Genomic DNA, 21757 nt, shown 5'->3' with positions numbered 1-21757 from the left:
CCGTCCGTTCTTCGTATTTGGAAACCTGAGTCTCCCATGCTCTCGCCAGGTGTACCATGAACGCGCTCTACAACCGCATAACAGGGGAGCCAGCGAGGCGCTGTGGCGCCGCGGCGGCTGAGAGGGGGCACGCCATTGTCCCGACCCTTGAACCTGATGTGGGTAATGCCAACGAAGGGAGTCTTCCATGACGCAGATGGACGCCGCGCGCGCGGGAATCATCACAGTTCAGATTCGCCAGGTTGCCGAGGACGAGGGGCGGAGCCCCGAGTTTGTCCTCGACGGAGTGGCGCAGGGACGCATCGCCATTCCGGCGAACGTTCGTCACGTCGACCTTGGCCTTCACGCCTGCGGCGTGGGTGCGGGCCTTAAGACAAAGGTGAACGTCAACCTCGGGATCTCTGGCGACATCCAGAACGCTCCCCAGGAGTGGGAGAAGGTCGCCGTTGCCGAGAAGTACGGCGCTGACGCCATCATGGACCTCTCCAACTCCGGTAAGACGCGGCCGTTTCGGCAGCAGCTCATTGCCAAGACGCCTCTCATGGTGGGTACGGTGCCCATGTACGACGCCATCGGCTACCTCGATAAGCCACTCGTGAAGCTGACGGGTGACGACATCCTGCGCGTCATCAAGGCCCATGCCGAGGACGGCGTCGACTTCATGACCATCCACGCCGGCTTCAATCGTCGCGTGCTCGACACCTTCCTCGAGACCAAGCGCCTCACCAATATCGTGAGCCGCGGAGGCAGCCTCATCTTTGGCCTCATGATGACGACGGGCTGCGAGAACCCCTTCTACGAGCGCTTCGATGACATCCTTGAGATTCTGCACGAGTACGACGTGACCATCTCGCTGGGCGATGCCATGCGCGGTGGTTGCACGTATGACGCAACGGATGCGAGCGAGGTTGCCGAGCTCGTGGAACTTGGCAAGCTCACGAAGCGCGCCTGGGACGCCGGCGTCCAGGTGGTTGTCGAGGGGCCGGGGCACATGGCCCTTGATGAGGTTGCCGCGAACATGAAGCTCGAGAAGCGCCTTTGCCACGATGCGCCATTCTACGTGCTGGGTCCGCTCGTGACGGACATCGGCGTTGGGTACGACCATATCACCGCTGCTATCGGCGGTGCCACGGCTGCCATGAGCGGAGCCGATTGGCTCTGTTACGTGACGCCAGCCGAACACCTGAAGCTTCCTGATGTCAACGACGTGCGTGAGGGCCTCATTGCCACCAAGATCGCGGCACACGCCGGCGACATCGCGAAGGGGATTCCCGGCGCGCGCGACATCGACAACAGGATGAGCGACGCGCGCAGGCGCGTGAACTGGGATGACATGTTTGCCTGTGCCCTCGACCCAGAGCGTGCGAAGGAAATCTTGGCACTCGCGCCGCCCGAGGAGGACGGCACCTGCACCATGTGCGGCAAGATGTGCGCCGCCCGTACGGTCAACCGCATCATGGAGGGCCTCACGGTGGACCTTGGCGATGACCTTCCCGGGGCTGACCTTGCCGAGGATGACGAGGCCCCCAGCGGCGCGGTCGTCACCGAGGCCGAAGAGTGAGCGAGCCGGGCGCTCTGCCTTCTACGCTCACGCTCGACGACGGCAAGCTTCCCGTGGTGCTGACCATTGCCGGGAGCGACTCCTCGGGTGGCGCCGGCATCCAGGCGGACCTTAAGACCATCGAGGCCCTCGGACTCTATGGGGCGAGTGCCATCACGGCCGTCACCGCTCAGAACACGATGGGCGTGAGCGTTGTTCACGCGATACCCGCGGAGGTGATCGAGGCTCAGGTTGACGCCGTCTTTGATGACATGAGCCCCGTAGCTGTGAAGATTGGGATGGTTGGGTCGGCGGAGGCCGTCCATGCCATTACCCGCGCGTTGCGGCGGCATGGCGCCGGCGAGCCTCTCGGCTGCGCCGTCGTTCTGGACCCGGTGATGGTTGCCTCGAGCGGGGCCTCGCTCACAGGTAGTCCTGCGATCGAGGCCCTCGTGGGCGAGCTCTTTCCACTGGCGACGCTCCTCACTCCCAACATTCCCGAGGCGGAGGCCCTCTCTGGGATACGGATTCTTGGCGAGTTGGATGAGCGTGCGGCGATGGCTTGTGCCGCGGATGCGCTGGCGGCCCTCGTGCCCCAGGGCGCGGTGCTCGTGAAGGGTGGCCATGCCCATGGCGCGCCCGCTGACCTGCTGAGGTCTGCGGAGGGCTCGAGCCTGTGGCTCGAGGCGCCGCGAGTCGAGGCGAGCAACTCGCACGGCACGGGCTGCACGCTCTCGAGCGCCGCCGCCTGCGGGCTTGCGCGTGGGCTCTCGCTCGAGGACGCGGTGCGCGAGGCCAAGTCGTATCTGACCGGAGCCCTCAGGGCGGGCCTCGACCTTGGTCGCGGCTCGGGGCCCCTCGACCATATGTGGGCCCTTCGCGGCTGAGGGGCATGGGTGGTCGGCTCAGCCGGCATCGTGGCCCGCACTGTCGCGGAAACTGGTCCGTCCGCTGGGAGCCCTGCAACAAGGTGGGAGCCTCGCCCCCAGTAAGGGATGGCGAGGCTCCCACTTTGTAGGGTTGAAGCAATTTACTTACGTGATGCGTCGTCGGCGATCTGGCTTCGCATCGCGGGCCAAGGGCGCTGCGACTAAGGATTGCCTAGTCGCGCGTGAGCTTGCGGTGGATGCGGTGGGGCTTTGAGGCCTCCTCGCCCAGGCGCGCCACGCGGTCCCTCTGGTAGTCATCGAAGTTGCCCTCGAACCAGTGCCAGGTTCCGGGGGCGTCATCGGTGCCCTCCCAGGCCAGAATGTGCGTGGCCACGCGGTCGAGGAACCAGCGGTCGTGCGAGGTGATGACCGAGCAGCCGGGGAAGGCCAGCAGCGCCTCCTCGAGGCTCTCGAGGGTCTCGGTGTCGAGGTCGTTGGTGGGCTCGTCCAGAAGCAGGAGGTTTCCGCCCTGCTTGAGCGTGAGCGCAAGGTTCAGGCGGTTGCGCTCGCCGCCGGAGAGCACGCCTGCCGGCTTCTGCTGGTCGGAGCCCTTGAACCCGAAGGCCGCCACGTAGGCGCGGCTGTTGATTTCCTGCTTGCCTACGACGATGAAGTCATTGCCACCGGAGACCACCTCCCAGACGTTCTTGTTCGCGTCGAGGCCGGCGCGCATCTGGTCAACATAGGAGAGCTGCACCGTCTCTCCGAGGATGATCGAGCCGCTCGTGGGCTCCTCGGTGACGGCGTTGGCCAGCGCCGGGGAGTTGCCGGCAGCCTTCGCTGCGCCCACGATCATCTTGAACAGGGTGGACTTGCCCACGCCGTTGGGGCCGATGACGCCCACGATGCCGTTGCGGGGCAGCTCAAAGGACAGGTCGTCGATGAGTACGCGGTCGCCGAAGCTTTTCGAGAGGTGCTCGGCCACGAGGACCTTCGAACCCAGACGCGGGCCCACCGGAATCTTGATGTCGGTGACGTCGACGCCGCGTCCGGCCTGGGCCTCGGACTCCATCTGCTCGTAGCGCTCGAGGCGCGCCTTGTTCTTGGCCTGGCGGGCCTTGGGGCTGGAGCGCACCCACTCAAGCTCGTTGCGCAGGCGCTTGGCGAGCCTGGCCTCCTTCTGGCCCTGGGCCTCGAGGCGGGCGGCCTTGGTGTCGAGGTAGGTGGAGTAGTTGCCCTTGTAGGGGTAGAGGTGGCCGCGGTCGACCTCGCAGATCCACTCGGCTACGTTGTCGAGGAAGTAACGGTCGTGCGTGACGGCGAGCACGGCGCCCTCGTAGTTGTGGAGGAACTGCTCCAACCACAGGACGCTCTCGGCATCCAGGTGGTTCGTGGGCTCGTCGAGCAGCAGCAGGTCGGGCGCCTCGAGAAGCAGGCGGCAGAGGGCCACGCGCCTGCGCTCGCCACCCGAGAGCACGTTCACGGGCGTGTCAGGGTCGGGGCACTGGAGGGCGTCCATGGCCTGGGAGAGCTGGGAGTCCAGGTCCCATCCGCCTACCGCGTCAATCTCGTCCTGGAGCTTGCCCATCTCGGCCATGAGGGCGTCGAAGTCCGCGTCGGGGTCGGCCATCTCAGCGGAGATGGCATTGAAGCGGTCCACCTTGGCAAGCACGTCGCCAAAGGCCATGCGAACGTTCTCGATGACGGTCTTGTCGTCGTCCAGCGGGGGCTCCTGCTCGAGCAGGCCCACGGTGTAGCCCGGCGTGAGGCGCGCGTCGCCGTTGGTGACCTCCTCCTTGCCGGCCATGATCTTGAGCAACGTGGACTTGCCCATGCCGTTGGGGCCAACCACGCCGATCTTTGCGCCGGGGAAGAAGCTCAGGGTGACGTCATCGAGGATGACCTTGTCACCATGGCTCTTGCGCGCCTGGAACATCTGGTAGATGAACTCCGCCATTCACATCTCCTTGGGATTGGGCGAGAAATCGCCTGCCTCGGTTGTCAATCTTCAACAGCCTATCAGAGGCCGCGGCGCATCCCCCGGCCACCTCCGCCTGCGCATGCATTTCTCATGGGAGGGCCGATGACGAGCTGCGCCTTTGGGTAGAATGACGGACGTTTATGCGCACCCGGGCTTCGCCCAAGGCCAACAGACAGGAGTTCCCACACCCATGGCCTCGATGAACGATAAGGATTACTACGCCATCCTCGAGGTGGAGCACGATGCCACCACAGAGGAGATTCGCAAGGCCTTCCAGAAAAAGGCCCGCAAGCTTCACCCGGACGTCAACAAGGCCCCGGACGCCGAGGAGCGCTTCAAGGAGGTCTCCGAGGCCTATGCGGTGCTCTCCGATGACGACAAGCGCCGCCGCTATGACGCCATGCGCTCGGGCAACCCCTTTGCCGGCGCCTCGTACGGCTCTCCGAGCCAGCCTCAGGGAGACCCCTTTGCCGGCATGGGCGCAGATCCCTTTGGGTGGGGCTTCCCGTTTGGCGGTGTGGGCGCCTACGGCACCCAGCGCAGCGCGCGCAGGAGCCGCTCGTACAACCCCCAGGCCGGAGGCGACGTGGTCTACCAGCTCGAGCTTGACGCCGAGCAGGCCAAGAAGGGCTGCCGCAGGGGCGTCACCTACCAGCGCTACGTCTCGTGCGACGTTTGCCACGGCGCCGGCTCCGTGCATGCGGACCACGCAAAGACCTGTCCCACGTGCGGCGGCTCCGGTCACATCTCCGTTGACCTCGCGAGCCTCTTCGGCATCGGCGTCATGAACATGGTCTGCCCCGAGTGCGAGGGCACGGGCAAGGTCGTGGCAGACCCCTGCGACTCCTGCGGGGGCACCGGTCGCGTGCTGAGTGCGAGCGAGATCGTGGTGGACGTACCCGCCGGAAGTCACGATGGCGACACGGTGCGCGTAAAGGGCATGGGCAACGCCGGCACGAACGGCTCCTCGTCCGGGGACTTCGTCTGCCGAGTGGGCGTGTCCACCGAGCGGCTAGGGCCACGCCAGGCACAGGGCTTCCAGATGATTGGCTTTGCCCTGCCGTTTCTGATTCTTGGCCTTATTCTGAATGTCCTGGCGCAGCTAGCCGTCATCATCCTGGCGCCGCTCGCCCTGGGCGTGTGGCTCGTCGTCTCCGACGGAGGCGTGCTTGGGCGCGGCGCCGTGTGGTGGAAGAACGCGGCGCGCTACCTTGGCAACGGCGTCATGAACGGCGCCACGGTGGCCGTGTTCGTAGCCCTCATGGTCTCCTGCATGTCTGGGTTCGGCTCCTCCGGCTATGGGACGGGATCGGGCGACGTGCGCGCCTAGCAGGTACTTGCCTGCCATGGGCATCTGGTTCGTTGTGAGCGCGACCGCATGGGCGGCCGAAAGAAGGAAGCGAGTACTACGAGCGTGGAAGCGAAGATCGACTATTACGAGGTTCTCGGCGTTGAGCGCGACGCCGATGCGAAGACCATCAAGCGTGCATTCCTGAAGAAGGCGCGCAAGCTCCACCCGGACGTCTCCGACGCCCCGGATGCCGAGGAGCGCTTCAAGGAGGTCAACGAGGCCTACTCAGTGCTCTCCGACGAGCGCAAGCGTGCCAACTATGACCGCTACGGCGATCCCGACGGCCCCCAGGGGTTTGGCGGCGCCGGAGTCGACGTGTCCGACATCTTTGGCGGCGGCTTTGGCATGGACGACATCTTCTCCACGTTCTTTGGCGGGGGAGCTGGCGGCGCCCAGGCGCGCGCGGCCCGCACGAGCGGCCGCGACATGGGCATCTCGCTTCGCGTGACCCTCGCCGAGGCCGCTGCGGGCTGCACCAAGACAATCGCCTACGACCGCCTGGCTCCCTGCGATGACTGCCACGGCACCGGCGCGGCCGAGGGCGGGCATGTGGTGAGCTGCTCTCGCTGTCACGGCACCGGTCGCATCGTGACCGTGCAGCGGACCATCCTTGGCCAGATGCAGTCCCAGAGCGTCTGTCCAGACTGCCACGGACAGGGCAAGGTCATCGACAAGCCCTGCCACACCTGCGAGGGTCAGGGCCGCACGCCCAGCCACGAGACGGTGAAGGTCACCGTGCCCGGAGGCGTCCACTCCGGCCAGACCATCAAGCTCGACGGCTACGGCGAGGCGGGCGTGCGCGGGAACCGCTCGGGCGACCTCATCGTGCGCATCGACATCGCCGACGATGAGCGGTTCCAGCGCCAGGGCGACGACCTGTTCTGCGTTGAGGACGTGAGCACGCTCGAAGCGATGCTCGGCTGCGAGCTCGAGGTCGAGGGCATCCTCGACGGCGAGCACGTGACGGTTGAGGTTCCTGCCGGCTGTCAGCATGGGCAGCAGGTTGAAGTTGAGGGCCACGGCATGCCACGCATGAATTCCAAGGCGCGCGGCAAGCTCGTCGTGGTTGTGAACATCACGGTGCCCGACAACCTGACGCCCAGCCAGGAGGAGCGTCTGCGCGAGGTTGCCGTTGAGCGCGGCGAGCGCGTGGCCGCAGAGCCGCACAAGAAGCACGAGGGCTTCTTTGGCAAGCGTGCGGGCAGGGCCGCATCCGCTAAGCCCGCCGGTAACGGAAGGCATGGCAAGTGACGAGGTCTGGGCACCCGAGGGTGGCGCTCGCCAACCTCGGGTGCCGCGTAAACCGCGTCGAGCTCGACGTAATCGCCCGCAAGCTCGAGCTTGCGGGCTGCGAGGTGGTCGACGAGCGAGACGCGGACCTCGTTGTGGTGAATACGTGCGCCGTTACGGGCGAGGCCGAAGCAAAGGCCAGAAAGGCCGTGCGGCACGCGGCGTCTCTTCCTCAGGGCCCACTCGTCCTCGCAACTGGATGCGTGGCAAGTCTATTTGCGTCTGAGCTCGAGGCCCTCCATTCCCGTGTAGCCGTTGAGCCAAACAAGGGCCATGTGCCCAAGCGTGCCCTCGAACTGCTGGGTATCGACGCATCCGTCCTCGCCCTGCCTTCTCCGGGCGCCTCCATCGCGGTGCCCGACCACGCCGTGACACCCACGGGGCGCATGCGGCCCGGACTCAAGATTCAGGACGGCTGCGACCATCGTTGCACCTACTGCATCGTGTGGAAGGCTCGCGGCAAGGCCACGTCCGTCTCGGCCGAGGAGGTCCTCGACGGCGTTCGCTCGCTCGTGGCTTATGGCGCCCGTGAGGTGGTGCTCACCGGCATCGACCTTGGGCGCTACGAGAGCGCGGGCCTCGACCTTGCTGGCATGCTTGGCCGCATCCTCGAGGAGACCAAGGTGGGGCGCGTCAGGCTTTCTTCGGTGGAGCCAGCCGGCGTCACCGGCGAGCTTCTCGAGCTCATGGCGGCATCCGAGGGGCGAATTGCCCCCTTCCTTCACATTCCTTTGCAAAGCGGCTGCGACGAGACGCTCAGGCGCATGGGTAGGCCCTACGATTCCGCCTCCTACCTTGAAGTTGTTCAAAGGGCGAAGCGTGACGTTGCGGGCCTTGCCGTTGCCTGCGACCTCATCGTCGGGTTCCCAGGCGAGACCGACGCGGAATTTGCCAAGTCATACGAGACCTGCCAGGCAGCCGCCTTCTCGAAGATGCACGTCTTTCGCTATTCGAGGAGACCGGGCACGCCGGCGGCCGAGATGCCGAACCAGGTTCCCCCCGAGGTGAGCGCCGAGCGGAGCCGTCTCATGCGCGAGCTCTCCTCTGCGTCGAGGCGCACCTATGTGCGGTCGCTCGTGGGTACCGAGCAGCTCGTCCTCGTCGAGCGCGGGGACCGCGGCGTCTCGGGCGGCCTCGCGGACGTCCTCGTCGACCCGGGCGAGCGCGGGAGGCTTGTGCGCTGCGTGCCGCATGCGATGACCGAAGCCGGCGCGCTCGACGCTCGGTCGATATGACGGCATGCCGGCCCCGCAATAACCAACACCGGCATGTGACCCCATGGGCCCTCGTGTCGTATCATCGTTGGAAGCAGGGGAGCGCGACTCTCGACGCACGCTTGGAGGAACATGGAGCCAGCACAGGTACGTCTCACCATTCCTGATTCCGTGGACATGACGGCACTGATGGGTCCCGCAGACGCCCTTCTGAGGCGCGTCGAGGCGGCAACCGACGCGGCCATCACGGTCCGCGGCAACCAGGTGGCTGTCACGGGAGAGCCAATCGAGGCCAACCGGATTGTCACCGTCTTCTCGCGGCTCATCCAGATGGTCTCGAGGGGGGACTCTCCAACCTCTGACGATGTCGATTTGCTCCTCGAGCAGTCCAAGCGAGGGGGCGTCCCGGAGGCGTCGCTCTCTGACGACATCCTGCTTACCTATCGCGGGCGGGCTCTTCGCCCCAAGACCTCTGGCCAGTGCCGCTACATCGAGGCCGTTCGCAACAACACCGTCACCTTCGCGCTCGGCCCTGCCGGCACAGGCAAGACCTACCTCGCCATGGCGATGGCCGTGGCCGCGCTCAAGCGGCGCGAGGTGGGGCGCATCGTGCTTTGTCGCCCGGTGGTTGAGGCAGGCGAGTCGCTCGGTTACCTGCCGGGCACGCTTCAGGAGAAGCTCGACCCGTACGTGCGGCCGCTCTACGACGCCCTCTTCGACATGACGGACATGGAGAAGGGTAACGCCCTCATCGAGCAGGGCGTCATCGAGATTGCGCCATTGGCCTACATGCGCGGCCGCACGCTGAACGACGCGTTCGTGATACTCGACGAGGCCCAGAACACCACACCCGAGCAGATGAAGATGTTTCTGACGCGCCTGGGCTTCAGGAGCAAGTTCATCATCACGGGCGATGGGTCCCAGCGCGACCTCACCGGCCCCTCGGGCCTCAAGGACGCCCGCCGCGCGCTCGAGGGCGTCGATGACATCGCGTTCGTTGACCTCGGTCGGGCCGACATCGTGCGCCACGCGCTCGTTGCTCGCATCGTCGAGGCCTACGACGCCGAGCGCGCCCACGGCATGGCGGAGGAGATGTCATGAGCGCAGAGATGTCCCTCGAATGCGAGGGCGCCGCAAAGCTCGCTCTCTCCGATGTCGAGCTCTCGCGCGTCTTTGACCTCGTTCTTGCCGAGGAGGGCGTCGAGCGCATCTGTTGCGTCTCGGTGAGCGTCGTGAGCCCCAAGAGCATGCAGGAGCTCAATCGCGAGTGGCGCGGCGTGGATGCCCCCACGGACGTTATCTCGCTCGAGTGCGAGCGTCCGGATGACCCCGACCTCGCGCCCGGCGAGCCCTGCGAGCTTGGTGACATTGCCATGGCGCCCGAGGTTCTCGCCGCGCAGGCTGAGCGTTTTGGAACCACGGCCGAGGACGAGACCCGCCTCATGGCAATTCACTCCCTGCTGCACCTCCTCGGCTACGACCACATCAAGGAGGACGAGGCCCGCGTCATGGAGGCGCGCGAGGACGAGCTGCTCGCCCTTGCCTGCGGCGGAGACCTCGGGCACGTCGAGCTGACGCGCCATCGCGATGACGCGCCACTTCCGGGCGCATGTGCACCCTCCGAGGTGGCGTCATGATTCCCGGGTCCAACAGCAACCACCCCACCTTCTGGCGGAGCTTCGGCTTTGCGGTCCAGGGGTTCCGCTTCGTGCTGAGGACCGAGCGCAACATCAAGGTCATGCTCGGCGGCTTTGCCTTTGCGGTGGCCGTGGGGCTCTTCTTGGGACTCAGCCCGACGCAGTGGGGACTCATACTTCTGTGCTGCGGCGCGGTTCTCTGCGCTGAGCTTCTGAACACTGCCGTCGAGACCGTCGTGGACCTCGTCTCTCCCGAGTACCACCCGCTTGCGGGCCGTGCCAAGGACATTGCCGCCGCGGCGGTCTGGGTGCTCTGCGTGTTCGTGGGTGTCGTTGGCCTCGTCGTTTTTGGGTCTGTCATTCTCGACAAGTTCTTCTAGCGCCTGGCCTCATGAACCGGGGCTCCAGCTACGTACCTCACCGAAGGGATTAACGTGTCGGATTCTTCCAAGATTTCAGGCGGTCCATTCCGCAGCGGCTTCGTTGCGCTCGTGGGAAGGCCCAATGCCGGCAAGTCGACTCTGCTCAACGCGTGCTGCGGTCAGCGGCTCGCCATCACGAGCCCGGTTGCCCAGACCACGCGCAAGCGCTTGCGCGCCGTCGTAAACGGTCCAAATAGCCAGCTCGTCATCGTCGACACGCCAGGCCTCCATAAGCCAAAGGACGCCCTGGGCAAGGAGCTCAACCGAGCCGCCCTCGGCGAGCTCGCAAACGTGGACGTCGTTGCCATGCTCGTTGATGCCACGAAGCCCGTGGGCACCGGCGACGAGTGGGTGGGCGCCCACGTGGACAAGGCACACGCGCCCAAGATCCTCGTGCTCACGAAGCTCGACCTCGCCAAGCCGGACGGGGTTTCCGCCCAGGTCGAGGGTGCCCAGGCGCTCGCGCACTTCGACGACGTGATCGTCACGAGTGCCACGGAGGGCTTCAACGTAGACTCCTTCGTATCCCTCGTGAGCAAGTACCTGCCCGAGGGTCCGAAGTGGTTCCCCGACGACATGAGCTCCGACGCCACGGAGGAGGAGCTCATCTCCGAGTTCGTTCGCGAGAAGGTGCTGCTCAACTGCCGCGACGAGGTTCCGCACTCGGTGGCGGTCACCTGCGACGAGGTGCGTTGGGCAAAGGATGGCCACGCGAGCGTCTCGTGCACGATCCTTGTGGAGCGCGAGGGCCAGAAGGGCATCATCGTTGGCCGCGGTGGTTCGATGGTGAAGAAGATCGGCTCCGCGGCACGCAAGGACGTCGAGCGCCTGCTGGGGGCCAGGGTGTTCCTCGAGCTGCGCGTGCAAGTGCGTCCGCAGTGGCGGCGAGATCAGAACGAGATTCGCCGCCTTGGCTTCGAGGCGGGGGAGTAGCGAGGCTATGGGCTGCACTCACGAGTAACGTAAGAGCACGCTTCATGGTGCCCGCCCGTCTTTAGAACGCGGGCGGGCATCGTCTCAAGGGGGGGGCTTGAGCCTATGGCGCGCGGGCGAACGAGACATACGAAGGCCGTTGTGGTCGACCGGACGAAGCTGGGGGAGAGCGACCTCATCCTTACGCTTCTCGAGGCCGACGGCACCCAGGGGCGCGCCGTTGCCAAGGGGGCGCGCAAGCCAGGAGGCAAGCTCGCGGCCCGCGTCCAGCTCTTCTGCGAGCTGGACCTACTGCTTGCCGTTGGCCGTTCGCTCGATGTGGTTGCCGAGGCCCAGCTGCTGGAACCCCATGCGGGACTTCGCGGAGACCTGGAGCGCGTGAGCGCGGCAAGCGTGGTGTGCGAGGTGGCGCGCCTCACGTGCTTTGAGGGGGCATCGGACCCGTTCCTCTTCCCGATCTGCCTTCGAGCCTTGCTTGCCTGCGAACAGGCGGGCGACCAGGCTCACCTGGACGTTGTTGTTGCCGCCTATGTGCTCAAGGTTCTCTCCCACCAGGGCTGGCGGCCCGTCATCGACTCGTGCGTTGCCTGCGGCGAGTCGTCCGTGACGCGCTTTTCCGCGCTGGCCGGCGGCGGCCTCTGCGAGAGCTGCGCGCGCGAGGTTGCGGGGGCCGAGCCCATCGACCCCGTCACGCTTGGGTGGCTCGAGGCCCTAGTGTGCCTCACCTTCGACGAGTTGCTTGCCGCCCCTGTCGACACCCACACGGCAGCCTTGCTTCTTGCGCTTGTCCACACGTGGGCGGCCACGCACCTTGACGCCCGTCTGCGGGCGTTCGAGTTCGCCCTAAGCGTCTAGTCGCCTTCCAAACTCGCCGAGGCGCACGTCAAGATCCGCGTCGTGCGCTGAGTACGGTTCGCGCATCGCATTGAGCGTGTGAGCAGTCATTCATTTGTCATGGTCGCTATAGTGGTTGAGCTGTCAAAGCCTAGTCATCTATAGGAGTTACCAGACCATGGAGTTGCTTCTCGACATCCTTGCCGACGCGGTGAAGGATACGCTCGTTCTCGTTCCGTTCCTGTTCGTGACCTATGTTGTGCTCGAGACCCTCGAGCACACCGCCGGCGCGCGCGTGAACGCGCTCGTCCGCAAGGCTGGCCCTGCCGGCCCCGTCGTGGGCGCCATCCTCGGCATCGTGCCGCAGTGTGGCTTCTCTGCCATGGGGGCCACCCTCTACGCCGGCAGGGTCGTGACGCTTGGCACGCTCGTGGCCGTGTTTCTGTCTACCTCCGATGAGATGCTGCCGATCCTGCTCGCCGAGCACCCTGACCCTGTGGTCATTGCGAGCATCCTCGCGTCCAAGGCGCTCATCGGCCTCATGACGGGCGTGCTCATCGATTGCGCGCTCCGCGTGATTCGCACGCGCCCCAAGGCCCATGCGGCCCTGCGCCGTGGCATCCTCGGCTCCGCCACCCCCGTCGTGGACGACCTGGCGTCTGCGGGTTCCGACGCCACCCACATCCGCGAGCTCTGCGAACGCGCCCACTGCGGCTGCGAGGAGGAGGTCGACGGCCGCGACTGCCACTCATGCTCCGAAGAGGCGCCGACGTGCGACTGCTGCGGCCACGAGTTTACGGCCGAAGAAATTGCGGCCCACCAAGCCGCTTCCCTCGCCTGCCACGAGCATGAAGGGCGCCACGACGCCGATGCCTCGCATGGGCACGCTGGTTGTGGCTGCGGCCACGACCATGGTGGCCATGCCCACGCGCATGGAAAGGGGCTCCTCGGGCACGTTGTGCGCGGTGCCGTCTCTCACACGGTCCAGGTGACGGTCTTCATCTTCCTTGTGTCGCTTGTGCTCTCGGGCGTCCTGGATACGGTGGGGGAGGAGGCCCTTGCCGCCGTGCTTTCGAGCAACGAGGTTGGGGCAACGTTCCTCTCGGCGCTCATCGGGCTCATCCCCAACTGTGCCGCGAGCATCGTTATCACGCAGCTGTACCTCGAGGGCGCGCTCTCCCTTGGTCCCATGATGGCCGGTTCTCTCGTTGCCGCCGGCGCGGGCTTCCTCGTGCTGTTCCGCACCAATAACAACGTGCGCGAGAACCTTGCCATCCTCGCGGTGCTGTACGTCATAGCCGTCTTCTTTGGCCTGGTTATCGGCCTTGCAATGTAGTCAAATCCCCTTGCTGTCGTATTTTTTGCCTAACGCACAAAGGACTTGCCCCACGGCATATCGTGGGGCAAGTCCTTCGCGTCTAGCGGCGCACCACGGCAAGTCCTTCGCGCCTAGTGGTGCACCACGTCGGCGGTGGCCTTGATGCGGGCAATCACCGGCTCGGCCTCAGGCGAGTTCAGGTAGGCGAATGTGGTTGGCGGCACGAGGCCCCGAACCCCCTCGAGGTCGCCGGCCTTGATGAACTCGCGGACGGTGCTCGCGCTCACGGGAGCCTCGCCCTCCTCGTCGGCGTTGCCGCCGTCTGCCGCGATGCGCGGCACCACGGTGAGCTCGATGCCGGCCTTTGGCAGCTCGCGGGCGAGTGCCTCGTTGTAGGCCGCCGTGACCTTGCTCGAGCGCTCCTCTCCCACGAAGCGCCGCGTCACGCCCAGGGCTGCCGCAATCTTGCAGAACACGGCGGCATCGAGCTCGGCATGGCCGGTGGCCACGTTGAGGTCGTCTCCGAGGAAGTAACTCGGGAAGGTTGCGCTGCTGATGATATAGGGGCCGGAGTCGTGGATGACCACGTTGCCAAGGCCTGCCACGCCCTCCTCGATAAGGCGCTTTCGCACCTTGAACGGGAAGAGGCTCGCGTCCTCGCTGACCACGAAGAGGTGTACCACGTCGGAGGCCTCCGAGGCCGTCTTGACCAGGTGCAGGTGGCCGTTCGTAAAGGGATTTGCGTTCATCACGATGGCTGAGCTCGCGGCATCTTCGCGTCTCGTCTTCGCAAGCGCAGAAAGATAGCTCGAGAACCCGTTCTTCCGGTTCTCCATGAGAACTGCCGTGCCATCCGCTCGCGCCACCTCGTAGAACCCGAGGCTGCCGAAGAACTTCGTCGTGGAGCACTTCGTGTAGAGGAAGAGCCTGAAGCAGCCACGTTCGGCCTCCACCTCCATGAGGTGCGTCACGATCTCGTTCATGAGCATCTCGCCCTGGTGGGCCGAGGACACCGCCATGCAGCGCAGGGTGTTACCAAAGCAGCTGCCCGTGGCAATGGCACGCCCCTCGTCATCGAACATCGCGCAGGTGTAGTCCAGGTGTCCGTCGCGCCTGATTCCCTCGGCTTCGAGCAGGGCCTCGACAGCCGCGATGCGACGGGTGTCGGAATCGTAGACGCGTGTGATCGGATACGTGGACATGCAGACTCCTCCAAGAATTATCGAACTTGAACATAGCAGATGAGCAGCGGTTCATTGCCGGCGAACCGTTTACCTGGCCGTGGATGCCAGAAACACCGAACGAACACGGGGCGCCATGGGGCCGAGATTACCATGTGCAGCGAAATGGGGGTCAGGCTGCGCCTGCGGGCGCGGGTGTCTCTTTGGCATCTTGCCAGGCCCACCTGTCTGCAAGCGGTTGGGAAAGGAGTGGTGTGATGCAATCCAGCATCCAGACCACGGCGATGGCCGGGACGCTCGAGTCGAGCGATGCCCAGGTCACCGTCGAGCCGGGCTCGGGCACCGTGGAGCTCTCCATTGAGAGCAGCGTCATGAACCAGTACGGTCGCCAGATTGAGGCCTGCGCCACCGAGACGCTCGAGCGCCTCGGCATCACCGACGGTAAGGTCACTATCGTGGACCACGGTGCGCTCGACTGCACGCTCAAGGCCCGCATCGAGGCCGCGGTGCTTCGCAGCGCCGGAGAGTCTGACAAGAACGTCGACTGGGGAGGAGTGATCCGCTAATGATTCCGCGCCCCAAGCCCGAGAGGTTCCGCCTGCGCCGCACCATGATGTTCATGAACGCGCAGAAGCCCGGTCTCATCAAGGACGCCTACATCTATGGCGTCGACTCCATCATGCTCGATCTCGAGGACGCCGTCGCCGAGAACCAGAAGGACGCCGCCCGCTTCTCGCTGTATCACACGCTCAAGACCATCGACTACGGTGACACCGAGGTCATCGTGCGCATCAACGGCCTCGACACGCCGCACTGGCAGGAGGACATCCGCGTCTGCGTCGCCGGTGGCGCCGATGGCATCCGCATCGCCAAGTGCGAGAGCGCCCAGGACGTCCACACCGTCGAGGCCGCCGTCGAGGCTGCCGAGAGGGAGTTTGGGGTCGAGGTTGGCCGCACCCTGCTGATGGCCGCGCTCGAGAGCCCCAAGGGCATCCTCAACGCCTACGAGATCTGCGCTGCCTCCGACCGCATGTTTGGCGTCGCCATCTCCGGCGGCGACTTCCGCAAGTGCATGCAGACCAAGTTCACGCCGAGCGGCATCGACATGCTCGCCGCCCGCGGCCAAATGCTCGTTGCCGCACGCGCGGCCGGCATCCAGTGCTTCGACACCGTCTTCACCGACCTGGATGACGAGGAAGGCTTCAGGGCCGAGGTCATGCAGAACAAGGAGATGGGCTTCGACGGCAAGAGCCTCATCAACCCGAAGCAGATTCGCCTCGTCCACGAGGTCTTCGCGCCCACGGAGAAGGAGGTTCTCCAGGCCGAGGCCATGGTGAGGGCCTTCCGCGAGGCTGCCGCCGCCGGCATTGGCGTGTTCACCGTGAACGGCAAGATGGTTGACGTGGCCTTCATCCCCGGTGCGGAGCGTACGCTTCGTCTGGCCAAGGCCTGCGGTATGTATGAGGGGGATCTTGTATGATTAACGCTGTAGGCCGCGACATTCCCGACGAGCTCCTCGTCAATGGCAAGGAGGTCTACCAGGGCAAGAACTACATGGACGGCAAGTACCTCCAGAAGGCTGCCCCGTGCACCCGCCGTTACGAGAAGCCGCAGGAGAGCAAGGTCGTCGAGACCATCGCAGACGCCCTCAGGCAGTGCGGCGCCAAAGACGGCATGACGTTCTCCTTCCACCATCACCTCCGCAACGGCGACTACGTGGCCAACATGGTCATGAAGGCCGCCATCGAGGAGCTTGGCCTCAAGGACCTCACACTCGCCGCCACGTCCCTCGGCTCCGCCCATGATCCCATCGCCGACTACATCGAGCAGGGCAAGGTCATCGGCATCCAGACCTCTGGCATCCGTGGCCGCATGGGCGAGGTCGTCTCGGCTGGCAAGCTCAAGACCCCGGCCATCATCCGCTCCCACGGTGGCCGCCCCCGTGCCATCGAAGCCGGCGAGGTCCACATCGACATTGCCTTCGTGGCCGCCCCGACCTCCGATAACTGCGGCAACTGCCGTGGCATCGGCGGCAAGAGCAACTGCGGCTCCATGGGTTATGCCATGACTGACGCCCAGTACGCCGACCATGTGGTCGTCGTCACTGACACGCTCGTCGACTTCCCGAACTATCCGGCCTCCGTCGAGGCCATCGACGTTGACGCCGTCGTTGTCGTCGACTCCATCGGCGACCCGAAGAAGATCGCCTCCGCCGCCGCGCGCATCAGCCAGAACCCGCGCGACCTCATGATGGCCGAGAACGTGGCCAAGGTCATTGCCTCTACGCCGTACTTCAAAGATGGCTTCTCCTTCCAGACCGGCGTTGGCGGCCCGTCGCTCGCCGCGAACCTCTTCCTCGAGCAGTACATGGACGAGCGTGACATCAAGATGGGCTGGGCCATCGGCGGCATCTGCGGCCCCATGGTCGAGCTGCTCAAGAAGGGCAAGGTCGGCAAGGTCATCGACGTCCAGGACTTCGACCTCGACGCGGTGAACTCGATCAACCAGACCCCGGGTCACTACGAGATGAGCGCCTCCCAGTACGCCAACCCCGCCAACAAGGGCGCGTTCGTGAACAAGCTCGACTTCGTGGTGCTCGCCGCCCTCGAGATTGACACGGGCTTCAACGTGAACGTCCTCACGGGCTCTGACGGCGTGCTCCGCGGCGCCCCCGGCGGACACCCCGACACGGCCGCCGGCTCCAAGTGCTGCATCATCGTCACGCCGCTCACCCGTGGTCGCATGGCCACCGTCTGCGAGCACGTCGTGACGGTCACGACGCCGGGCGACTGCGTCGACGTCCTCGTCACGGATTACGGCATCGCCGTAAACCCGCTGCGCCAGGACCTCATCGAGTGCCTGGACAACGCCGGCATCCCGCACGTCACCATCGAGGAGCTCAAGGACAAGGCCTACTCCCTGGTTGGCCGTCCGGACGACCTCGAGTGGGAGGACAAGGTCGTTGCCGTCCTTGAGGCGCGCGACGGCACCATCCTCGACGTGGTTCGCAAGATCAAGCCGCTCGAGCTGTAACTAGCAAGACGACGGGGCTGGTGGCGATGGTTGCTGCCAGCCCCAATTTGTCCCGCCGGCCGAGGGCCCGGGCATGCCCGCTTGGGAGTCACCTTGCTACGCAAAGTCCCTTACCCCCTGCGCAGACATGCCCGGGCCCTCGGCCTTTGCTGGCGATGCCGGGGTGGCGGCAAACAGGGCGCCAGGCCGTTCTTTCGGGAGGGCTCGAGCGGCTTGACGGGTTGCCGGCTTGGGTTGGGGCTCAGGCTTTGTTGGGGTCTGCTAACCCTTCTTGTTAAAGAGACCGGCCACCTTGCGGCTGAGGATGCCGGGGGCGGTGCGGCCGAAGACGTAGCAGGCCTTCGAGATGAGGCCGGGGGCGCAGACGCCGCGGTTGCGCGAGAGGGCGACGAGGCCGATGCGGGCAACCTCCTCGGGCTTGAGCATGAAGGCGTCCTTGGCGGTTGTGTCCTGGCCCGCCGCGTCCCAAAAACCGGTTCGCACGGGGCCGGGGCAGAGGGCCGTCACGCGCACACCGTAGGGCGCAAGCTCCTCGTGCACGGCCTCGGTTAGCGAGAGCACGAAGGCCTTTGACGCAAAGTACGTGCTCATGCCTGGGCCGGGCATGACCGCCGCCACCGAGGCAACGTTGAGGATGGCGCCGCTCCCAAACGCTGCCATGCGCGCGCCAAAGGCATGGGTGAGCTCCATGAGCGAAACCGCGTTGACTTGGACGAGCGCTCGCTGCCGCTCGAGGTCGCTCGCGACGAGGTGCTCTGCGTAGCCAAAGCCTGCGTTGTTGACAAGCAGGTCGATGCGGACACCAAGTGCGTCGACCTTTTCGACGAGATCTAGGGCGCCATCGGCGGAGGCCAGGTCTGCCGCCACGATGCGCACGTTGGCGCCCTGCGTCCCGAGCCTGCCGGCAAGCGCCATCAACTTCGAGGCGTCGCGGCCGTGCACGACGAGGTTCCACCCCTGAAGCGCGAGTTGCGTGGCAATCTCCCTGCCAATGCCGCCCGTCGCCCCCGTTATCAGCGCCCAGCTACCATGCTCCCCATGTCCCATGCGTCATCCCTTCTTGGGGCTCTGTAGATACGGTTCGCTTATACCCCGAGGTGAGCGAGGGTCGACCGTCGTCCTGGCCCTGGGATGGGGTGCCCTGGCCGCCCTGGGGCTGGCCCATTTCTTCTTGGTCGCCGGCATGGGTCCCCAGCCCGCCCAAGACGTCGGATCCGGCGGCCACGAGCACGCCGCCCGTACATGTGTGCTCGATTGATGTACCCACGGCGCGCGCCGAGGGATGTGCTACCATACCGACCTGTTGGTACCTCGCACTTGGTTCGTCGAATCACCGACGACCTACCCAGTTCGAGGTGAATCTGAGCGCCAAACGGCGCCTATCGAAAGGTGGTCAGCATGACTGTCTCCAAGGAGCGCAAGGCCGAGCTCATCAAGACCTTCGGCAAGGACGAGAAGGACTCCGGCTCCGCCCGCGTCCAGGTCGCCCTCCTCACCGAGCGCATTCGTGAGCTCACCGAGCACATGAAGTCCCACAAGAAGGACTTCCACACCCGTCGTGGCCTGCTGATGCTCGTTGGTCAGCGTCGTCGTCTTCTCTCTTACATCAAGAAGAACGACATCAACGAGTATCGTGAGCTTATCGCTCAGCTCGGCATCCGCGACAACATCCAGTAACAACCTGGACCTACGGGGCGCTGCGGCGCCCCTTTTCATAACGTGTGCCCAACGGTCATGGGCACGGCGGGGTTGCGCGACGCGCACGAGAGCTGCGATAGCGCCAGACCAAGCGGGGAGCCAAGGGGCACCCGGACCTCGTAAGACGGCCCGCCTGCAAAGGGGCAGGCGGAGATAAGGGAAAAGATATGGCAAAGGTTACCCACGAGTTCGACCTCTTCGGCAAGCACTACGCGCTGGAGACCGGCGAGCTCGCCAAGCAGGCTACGGGCGCGGTCCTCGTCAAGCAGGGCGACTCCACGGTGCTCGTCACGGCCGTCGTCTCGAAGGAGCGCAAGGACTACGACTTCTTCCCGCTCACGGTCGACTTCATCGAGAAGATGTACGCCGTGGGTCGCATCCCCGGTGGCTACCTCAAGCGTGAGGCCCGTCCCTCGGAGAAGGCAACGCTCACGGCCCGCATGATTGACCGTCCGCTGCGCCCGAGCTTCCCGGCTGGCTTCCGCAACGAGGTCCAGGTTGTCGCCACGTCTCTCGTGGCCGACCAGGTCAACCCCGTCGATGTGATCTGCGTCATGGCCGCAAGCTCTGCCCTCACCGTCGGCGGCGTGCCCTTCGAGGGTCCGCTTGCCTGCGTGCGCATCGGCCGCAACCCCGAGAACGGCGAGTTCATCGTGAACCCCACCTACGAGGAGCGCGACCTCTCCGACCTCGACCTCGAGCTCGCCGGCACGCCCGACTTCATCTCCATGCTCGAGGCCTCCGCTGACGAGATCAGCGAGGAGGACATGCTCGCAGCCATGGCCTTTGGCCAGGAGGCCATCGCCGCCTTCTGCGAGGAGCAGAAGAAGTTCTTCGCCAAGGTGGAGGAGACCAACGGCCCCATTCAGCAGCGCGAGTACGTCTACGACGAGCCCATTCCCGCCGTCCACGACCGCGTCTTTGCCCACTACGACGAGATGAGCGCCGCCCTCAAGGACGCCGACAAGCTGTCTCGCATCGGCAAGGTGGAGCTGCTCAAGGCCGCCATCAAGGACGAGTTCACCCCGGAGGAGCAGGCCGAGTGGAGCCGCGAGATTCCCGTCGAGCTCAAGGCCCTCGAGAAGCACGCCATGCGCTGCATGGTCGTGGAGACGGGCGAGCGCGTTGACGGCCGTCGCGCCGACGAGATTCGCCCGCTTATGGTCAAGCCCGACTACCTGCCGCTCGTTCACGGCTCCGGCCTCTTCCAGCGCGGCCAGACCCAGGTGCTCTCCGTGTGCACCCTGGGCATGCTCAACGAGTGGCAGCGCCTCGACACCATCGAGCCGGTTGACGGCAAGCGCTACATCCACCACTACAACTTCCCGCCGTACTGCACCGGCGAGACGGGTCGCATGGGCTCGCCCAAGCGCCGCGAGATCGGCCACGGCAACCTGGCCGAGCGCGCCCTTCTGCCGGTGATTCCGAGCGAGGACGAGTTCCCCTACACCATCCGCGTGGTCTCCGAGGTCATGGAGTCCAACGGCTCCAGCTCGATGGCCTCCACCTGCGGCTCCACGCTGGCTCTCATGGACGCCGGCGTGCCCCTCAAGCGTCCCGTTTCCGGCATCGCCATGGGCCTCATCCAGGAGGAGGGCAAGACCGTCGTCCTGTCCGACATCCAGGGTCTCGAGGACTTCCTCGGCGACATGGACTTCAAGGTGACCGGCACCGAGCGCGGCATCACGGCCATGCAGATGGACAACAAGGCCACCGGCCTTACGCCCGAAATCCTCGCCCAGGCCCTGCACCAGGCGCACGAGGGCCGCACGTTCATCCTGAGCACGATGCTTGAGGCCATCCCGCACTACCGCGAGCAGCCGAAGGACACCGCGCCGCAGATCATCACCATCCAGATTCCCACCGACAAGATCCGCGACGTGATCGGCTCCGGCGGCAAGGTCATCCGCGGCATACAGGACGACACGGGCGCCACGATTGACATCCAGGAGGACGGCAACGTCTTCATCGCCGGTACCGCCGGCGCCGGCGAGGAGGCCGCCGCTCGCATCAAGGCCATCGTCAAGGTGCCCGAGGTGGGCGAGGAGTACACCGGCCGCGTCGTGGGCATCCAGCCCTTTGGCGCCTTCGTGGAGCTGCTGCCCGGCAAGGACGGCCTGCTGCACATCAGCCGCGTCGCCCAAGGCCGCGTCGATAAGGTTGAGGATGTCCTCAACGTTGGCGACGAGGTCAAGGTCAAGGTCCTCGAGGTCGACGAGAAGGGCAAGATCAGCCTCGACCGTCTCGACAAGCCTGAGGTTCCCGGCGGCTCCAAGCCGGCGCACCGCGAGGGCGAGCGCCGCGAGCGTGCTCCGCGTCGCGGCCGTGACGAGCGTCCGGGCCGCGCTGAGCGCGAGGCCGAAGGCGAGCGCAGGCCGCGCCGTCACCCCGGCGATAATGGCAACGTGGGTCGCGCGCCCCGTCGTCACCACGAGGGCTAGTGTCTGCTAGCATCT

19 protein-coding genes and 1 riboswitch are annotated in these 21757 nt (G+C 65.5%); of the genes, 16 read left to right on the top strand and 3 right to left on the bottom strand.

Annotation, left to right across the window (positions count from 1 at the left end; all coding sequences use genetic code 11):
- The first annotated feature begins 72 nt into the window (after window positions 1–72).
- Window positions 73–197: riboswitch (TPP riboswitch) on the top strand.
- Both thiC and thiD read left to right on the top strand, forming a co-directional pair.
- Complete coding sequence (gene thiC, locus EFAMC2_RS00325; protein WP_154025856.1) at window positions 188–1561, top strand: phosphomethylpyrimidine synthase ThiC; 1374 nt, start codon at window positions 188–190, stop codon at window positions 1559–1561. Its footprint overlaps the riboswitch before it by 10 nt.
- Entirely contained in the window at window positions 1558–2427 is an 870-nt protein-coding gene (gene thiD / locus EFAMC2_RS00320) for a bifunctional hydroxymethylpyrimidine kinase/phosphomethylpyrimidine kinase (protein ID WP_261979944.1), read from the top strand. Before thiC ends, thiD begins: the two co-directional genes overlap by 4 nt.
- Window positions 2428–2641: 214 nt before the next feature.
- Here the strand turns inward: thiD and ettA are convergent, their stop codons facing one another.
- Window positions 2642–4366 (bottom strand): energy-dependent translational throttle protein EttA, encoded by a 1725-nt coding sequence (gene ettA, locus EFAMC2_RS00315; protein ID WP_154025854.1) that lies wholly within the window; start codon window positions 4364–4366, stop codon window positions 2642–2644.
- 214 nt (window positions 4367–4580) lie between these two features.
- Between ettA and EFAMC2_RS00310 the strand changes: the two genes are divergently transcribed.
- From EFAMC2_RS00310 to EFAMC2_RS00270, 9 genes are all read left to right on the top strand, one after another.
- Complete coding sequence (locus EFAMC2_RS00310; RefSeq protein ID WP_154025852.1) at window positions 4581–5720, top strand: DnaJ domain-containing protein; 1140 nt, start codon at window positions 4581–4583, stop codon at window positions 5718–5720.
- A gap of 48 nt (window positions 5721–5768) precedes the next feature.
- Window positions 5769–6992, top strand: coding sequence for a molecular chaperone DnaJ (gene dnaJ / locus EFAMC2_RS00305; RefSeq protein ID WP_154025850.1), 1224 nt, complete (start codon window positions 5769–5771; stop codon window positions 6990–6992).
- A complete protein-coding gene (locus tag EFAMC2_RS00300; protein ID WP_154025848.1) occupies window positions 6989–8266 on the top strand; it encodes a MiaB/RimO family radical SAM methylthiotransferase in 1278 nt (425 codons plus the stop codon). Before dnaJ ends, EFAMC2_RS00300 begins: the two co-directional genes overlap by 4 nt.
- A 111-nt stretch (window positions 8267–8377) precedes the next feature.
- A complete protein-coding gene (locus tag EFAMC2_RS00295; RefSeq protein ID WP_154025846.1) occupies window positions 8378–9346 on the top strand; it encodes a PhoH family protein in 969 nt (322 codons plus the stop codon).
- Window positions 9343–9882 (top strand): rRNA maturation RNase YbeY, encoded by a 540-nt coding sequence (ybeY, locus tag EFAMC2_RS00290; RefSeq protein ID WP_154025844.1) that lies wholly within the window; start codon window positions 9343–9345, stop codon window positions 9880–9882. The genes EFAMC2_RS00295 and ybeY overlap by 4 nt, the downstream gene beginning before the upstream one ends.
- Window positions 9879–10262 carry a diacylglycerol kinase family protein gene (locus EFAMC2_RS00285; protein ID WP_154025842.1) on the top strand — a complete coding sequence of 128 codons (384 nt, stop codon included), beginning with the start codon at window positions 9879–9881 and terminating at the stop codon, window positions 10260–10262. Before ybeY ends, EFAMC2_RS00285 begins: the two co-directional genes overlap by 4 nt.
- A 54-nt stretch (window positions 10263–10316) precedes the next feature.
- Complete coding sequence (era, locus tag EFAMC2_RS00280; protein ID WP_154025840.1) at window positions 10317–11237, top strand: GTPase Era; 921 nt, start codon at window positions 10317–10319, stop codon at window positions 11235–11237.
- 105 nt (window positions 11238–11342) lie between these two features.
- The gene (gene recO / locus EFAMC2_RS00275; RefSeq protein ID WP_154025838.1) at window positions 11343–12092 is read left to right on the top strand and encodes a DNA repair protein RecO; all 750 of its coding nucleotides are present in this window, start codon (window positions 11343–11345) and stop codon (window positions 12090–12092) included.
- Window positions 12093–12249: 157 nt separating this feature from the next.
- Window positions 12250–13407: a putative manganese transporter gene (locus EFAMC2_RS00270; RefSeq protein ID WP_154025835.1), complete on the top strand. Its 1158-nt coding sequence runs from the start codon at window positions 12250–12252 to the stop codon at window positions 13405–13407.
- Between the two features lie 113 nt (window positions 13408–13520).
- On the opposite strand, the gene citC is transcribed toward EFAMC2_RS00270, so the two are convergent.
- A complete protein-coding gene (gene citC / locus EFAMC2_RS00265) occupies window positions 13521–14591 on the bottom strand; it encodes a [citrate (pro-3S)-lyase] ligase (RefSeq protein ID WP_154025833.1) in 1071 nt (356 codons plus the stop codon).
- A gap of 236 nt (window positions 14592–14827) precedes the next feature.
- On the opposite strand from citC, the gene citD reads away from it, so the two are divergent.
- Genes citD through citF form a run of 3 tightly spaced genes read left to right on the top strand, consistent with a single transcriptional unit; the run spans window position 14828 to window position 17603 of the window.
- A complete protein-coding gene (citD, locus tag EFAMC2_RS00260; protein WP_154025831.1) occupies window positions 14828–15136 on the top strand; it encodes a citrate lyase acyl carrier protein in 309 nt (102 codons plus the stop codon).
- A complete protein-coding gene (locus EFAMC2_RS00255) occupies window positions 15136–16050 on the top strand; it encodes an aldolase/citrate lyase family protein (protein WP_154025829.1) in 915 nt (304 codons plus the stop codon). The genes citD and EFAMC2_RS00255 overlap by 1 nt, the downstream gene beginning before the upstream one ends.
- A complete protein-coding gene (citF, locus tag EFAMC2_RS00250) occupies window positions 16047–17603 on the top strand; it encodes a citrate lyase subunit alpha (protein ID WP_154025827.1) in 1557 nt (518 codons plus the stop codon). Before EFAMC2_RS00255 ends, citF begins: the two co-directional genes overlap by 4 nt.
- Window positions 17604–17864: 261 nt before the next feature.
- Here the strand turns inward: citF and EFAMC2_RS00245 are convergent, their stop codons facing one another.
- On the bottom strand, window positions 17865–18650 hold the full coding sequence (locus EFAMC2_RS00245) for an SDR family NAD(P)-dependent oxidoreductase (protein WP_154025824.1): 786 nt from the start codon (window positions 18648–18650) through the stop codon (window positions 17865–17867).
- 351 nt (window positions 18651–19001) lie between these two features.
- Here EFAMC2_RS00245 and rpsO point away from each other — a divergent pair, with 351 nt between their 5' ends.
- Both rpsO and EFAMC2_RS00235 read left to right on the top strand, forming a co-directional pair.
- Window positions 19002–19280 (top strand): 30S ribosomal protein S15, encoded by a 279-nt coding sequence (rpsO, locus tag EFAMC2_RS00240; RefSeq protein WP_154025822.1) that lies wholly within the window; start codon window positions 19002–19004, stop codon window positions 19278–19280.
- 188 nt (window positions 19281–19468) lie between these two features.
- Window positions 19469–21742 (top strand): polyribonucleotide nucleotidyltransferase, encoded by a 2274-nt coding sequence (locus tag EFAMC2_RS00235; protein ID WP_154025820.1) that lies wholly within the window; start codon window positions 19469–19471, stop codon window positions 21740–21742.
- Window positions 21743–21757 lie beyond the last annotated feature (15 nt).

The sequence above is a fragment of the Olsenella uli genome, from assembly GCF_901212655.1.
GTDB lineage: Bacteria > Actinomycetota > Coriobacteriia > Coriobacteriales > Atopobiaceae > Parolsenella > Parolsenella uli_A.
Note: the sequence above shows the minus strand (reverse complement) of the source record. Positions and strands in the feature narration are given on the sequence as shown.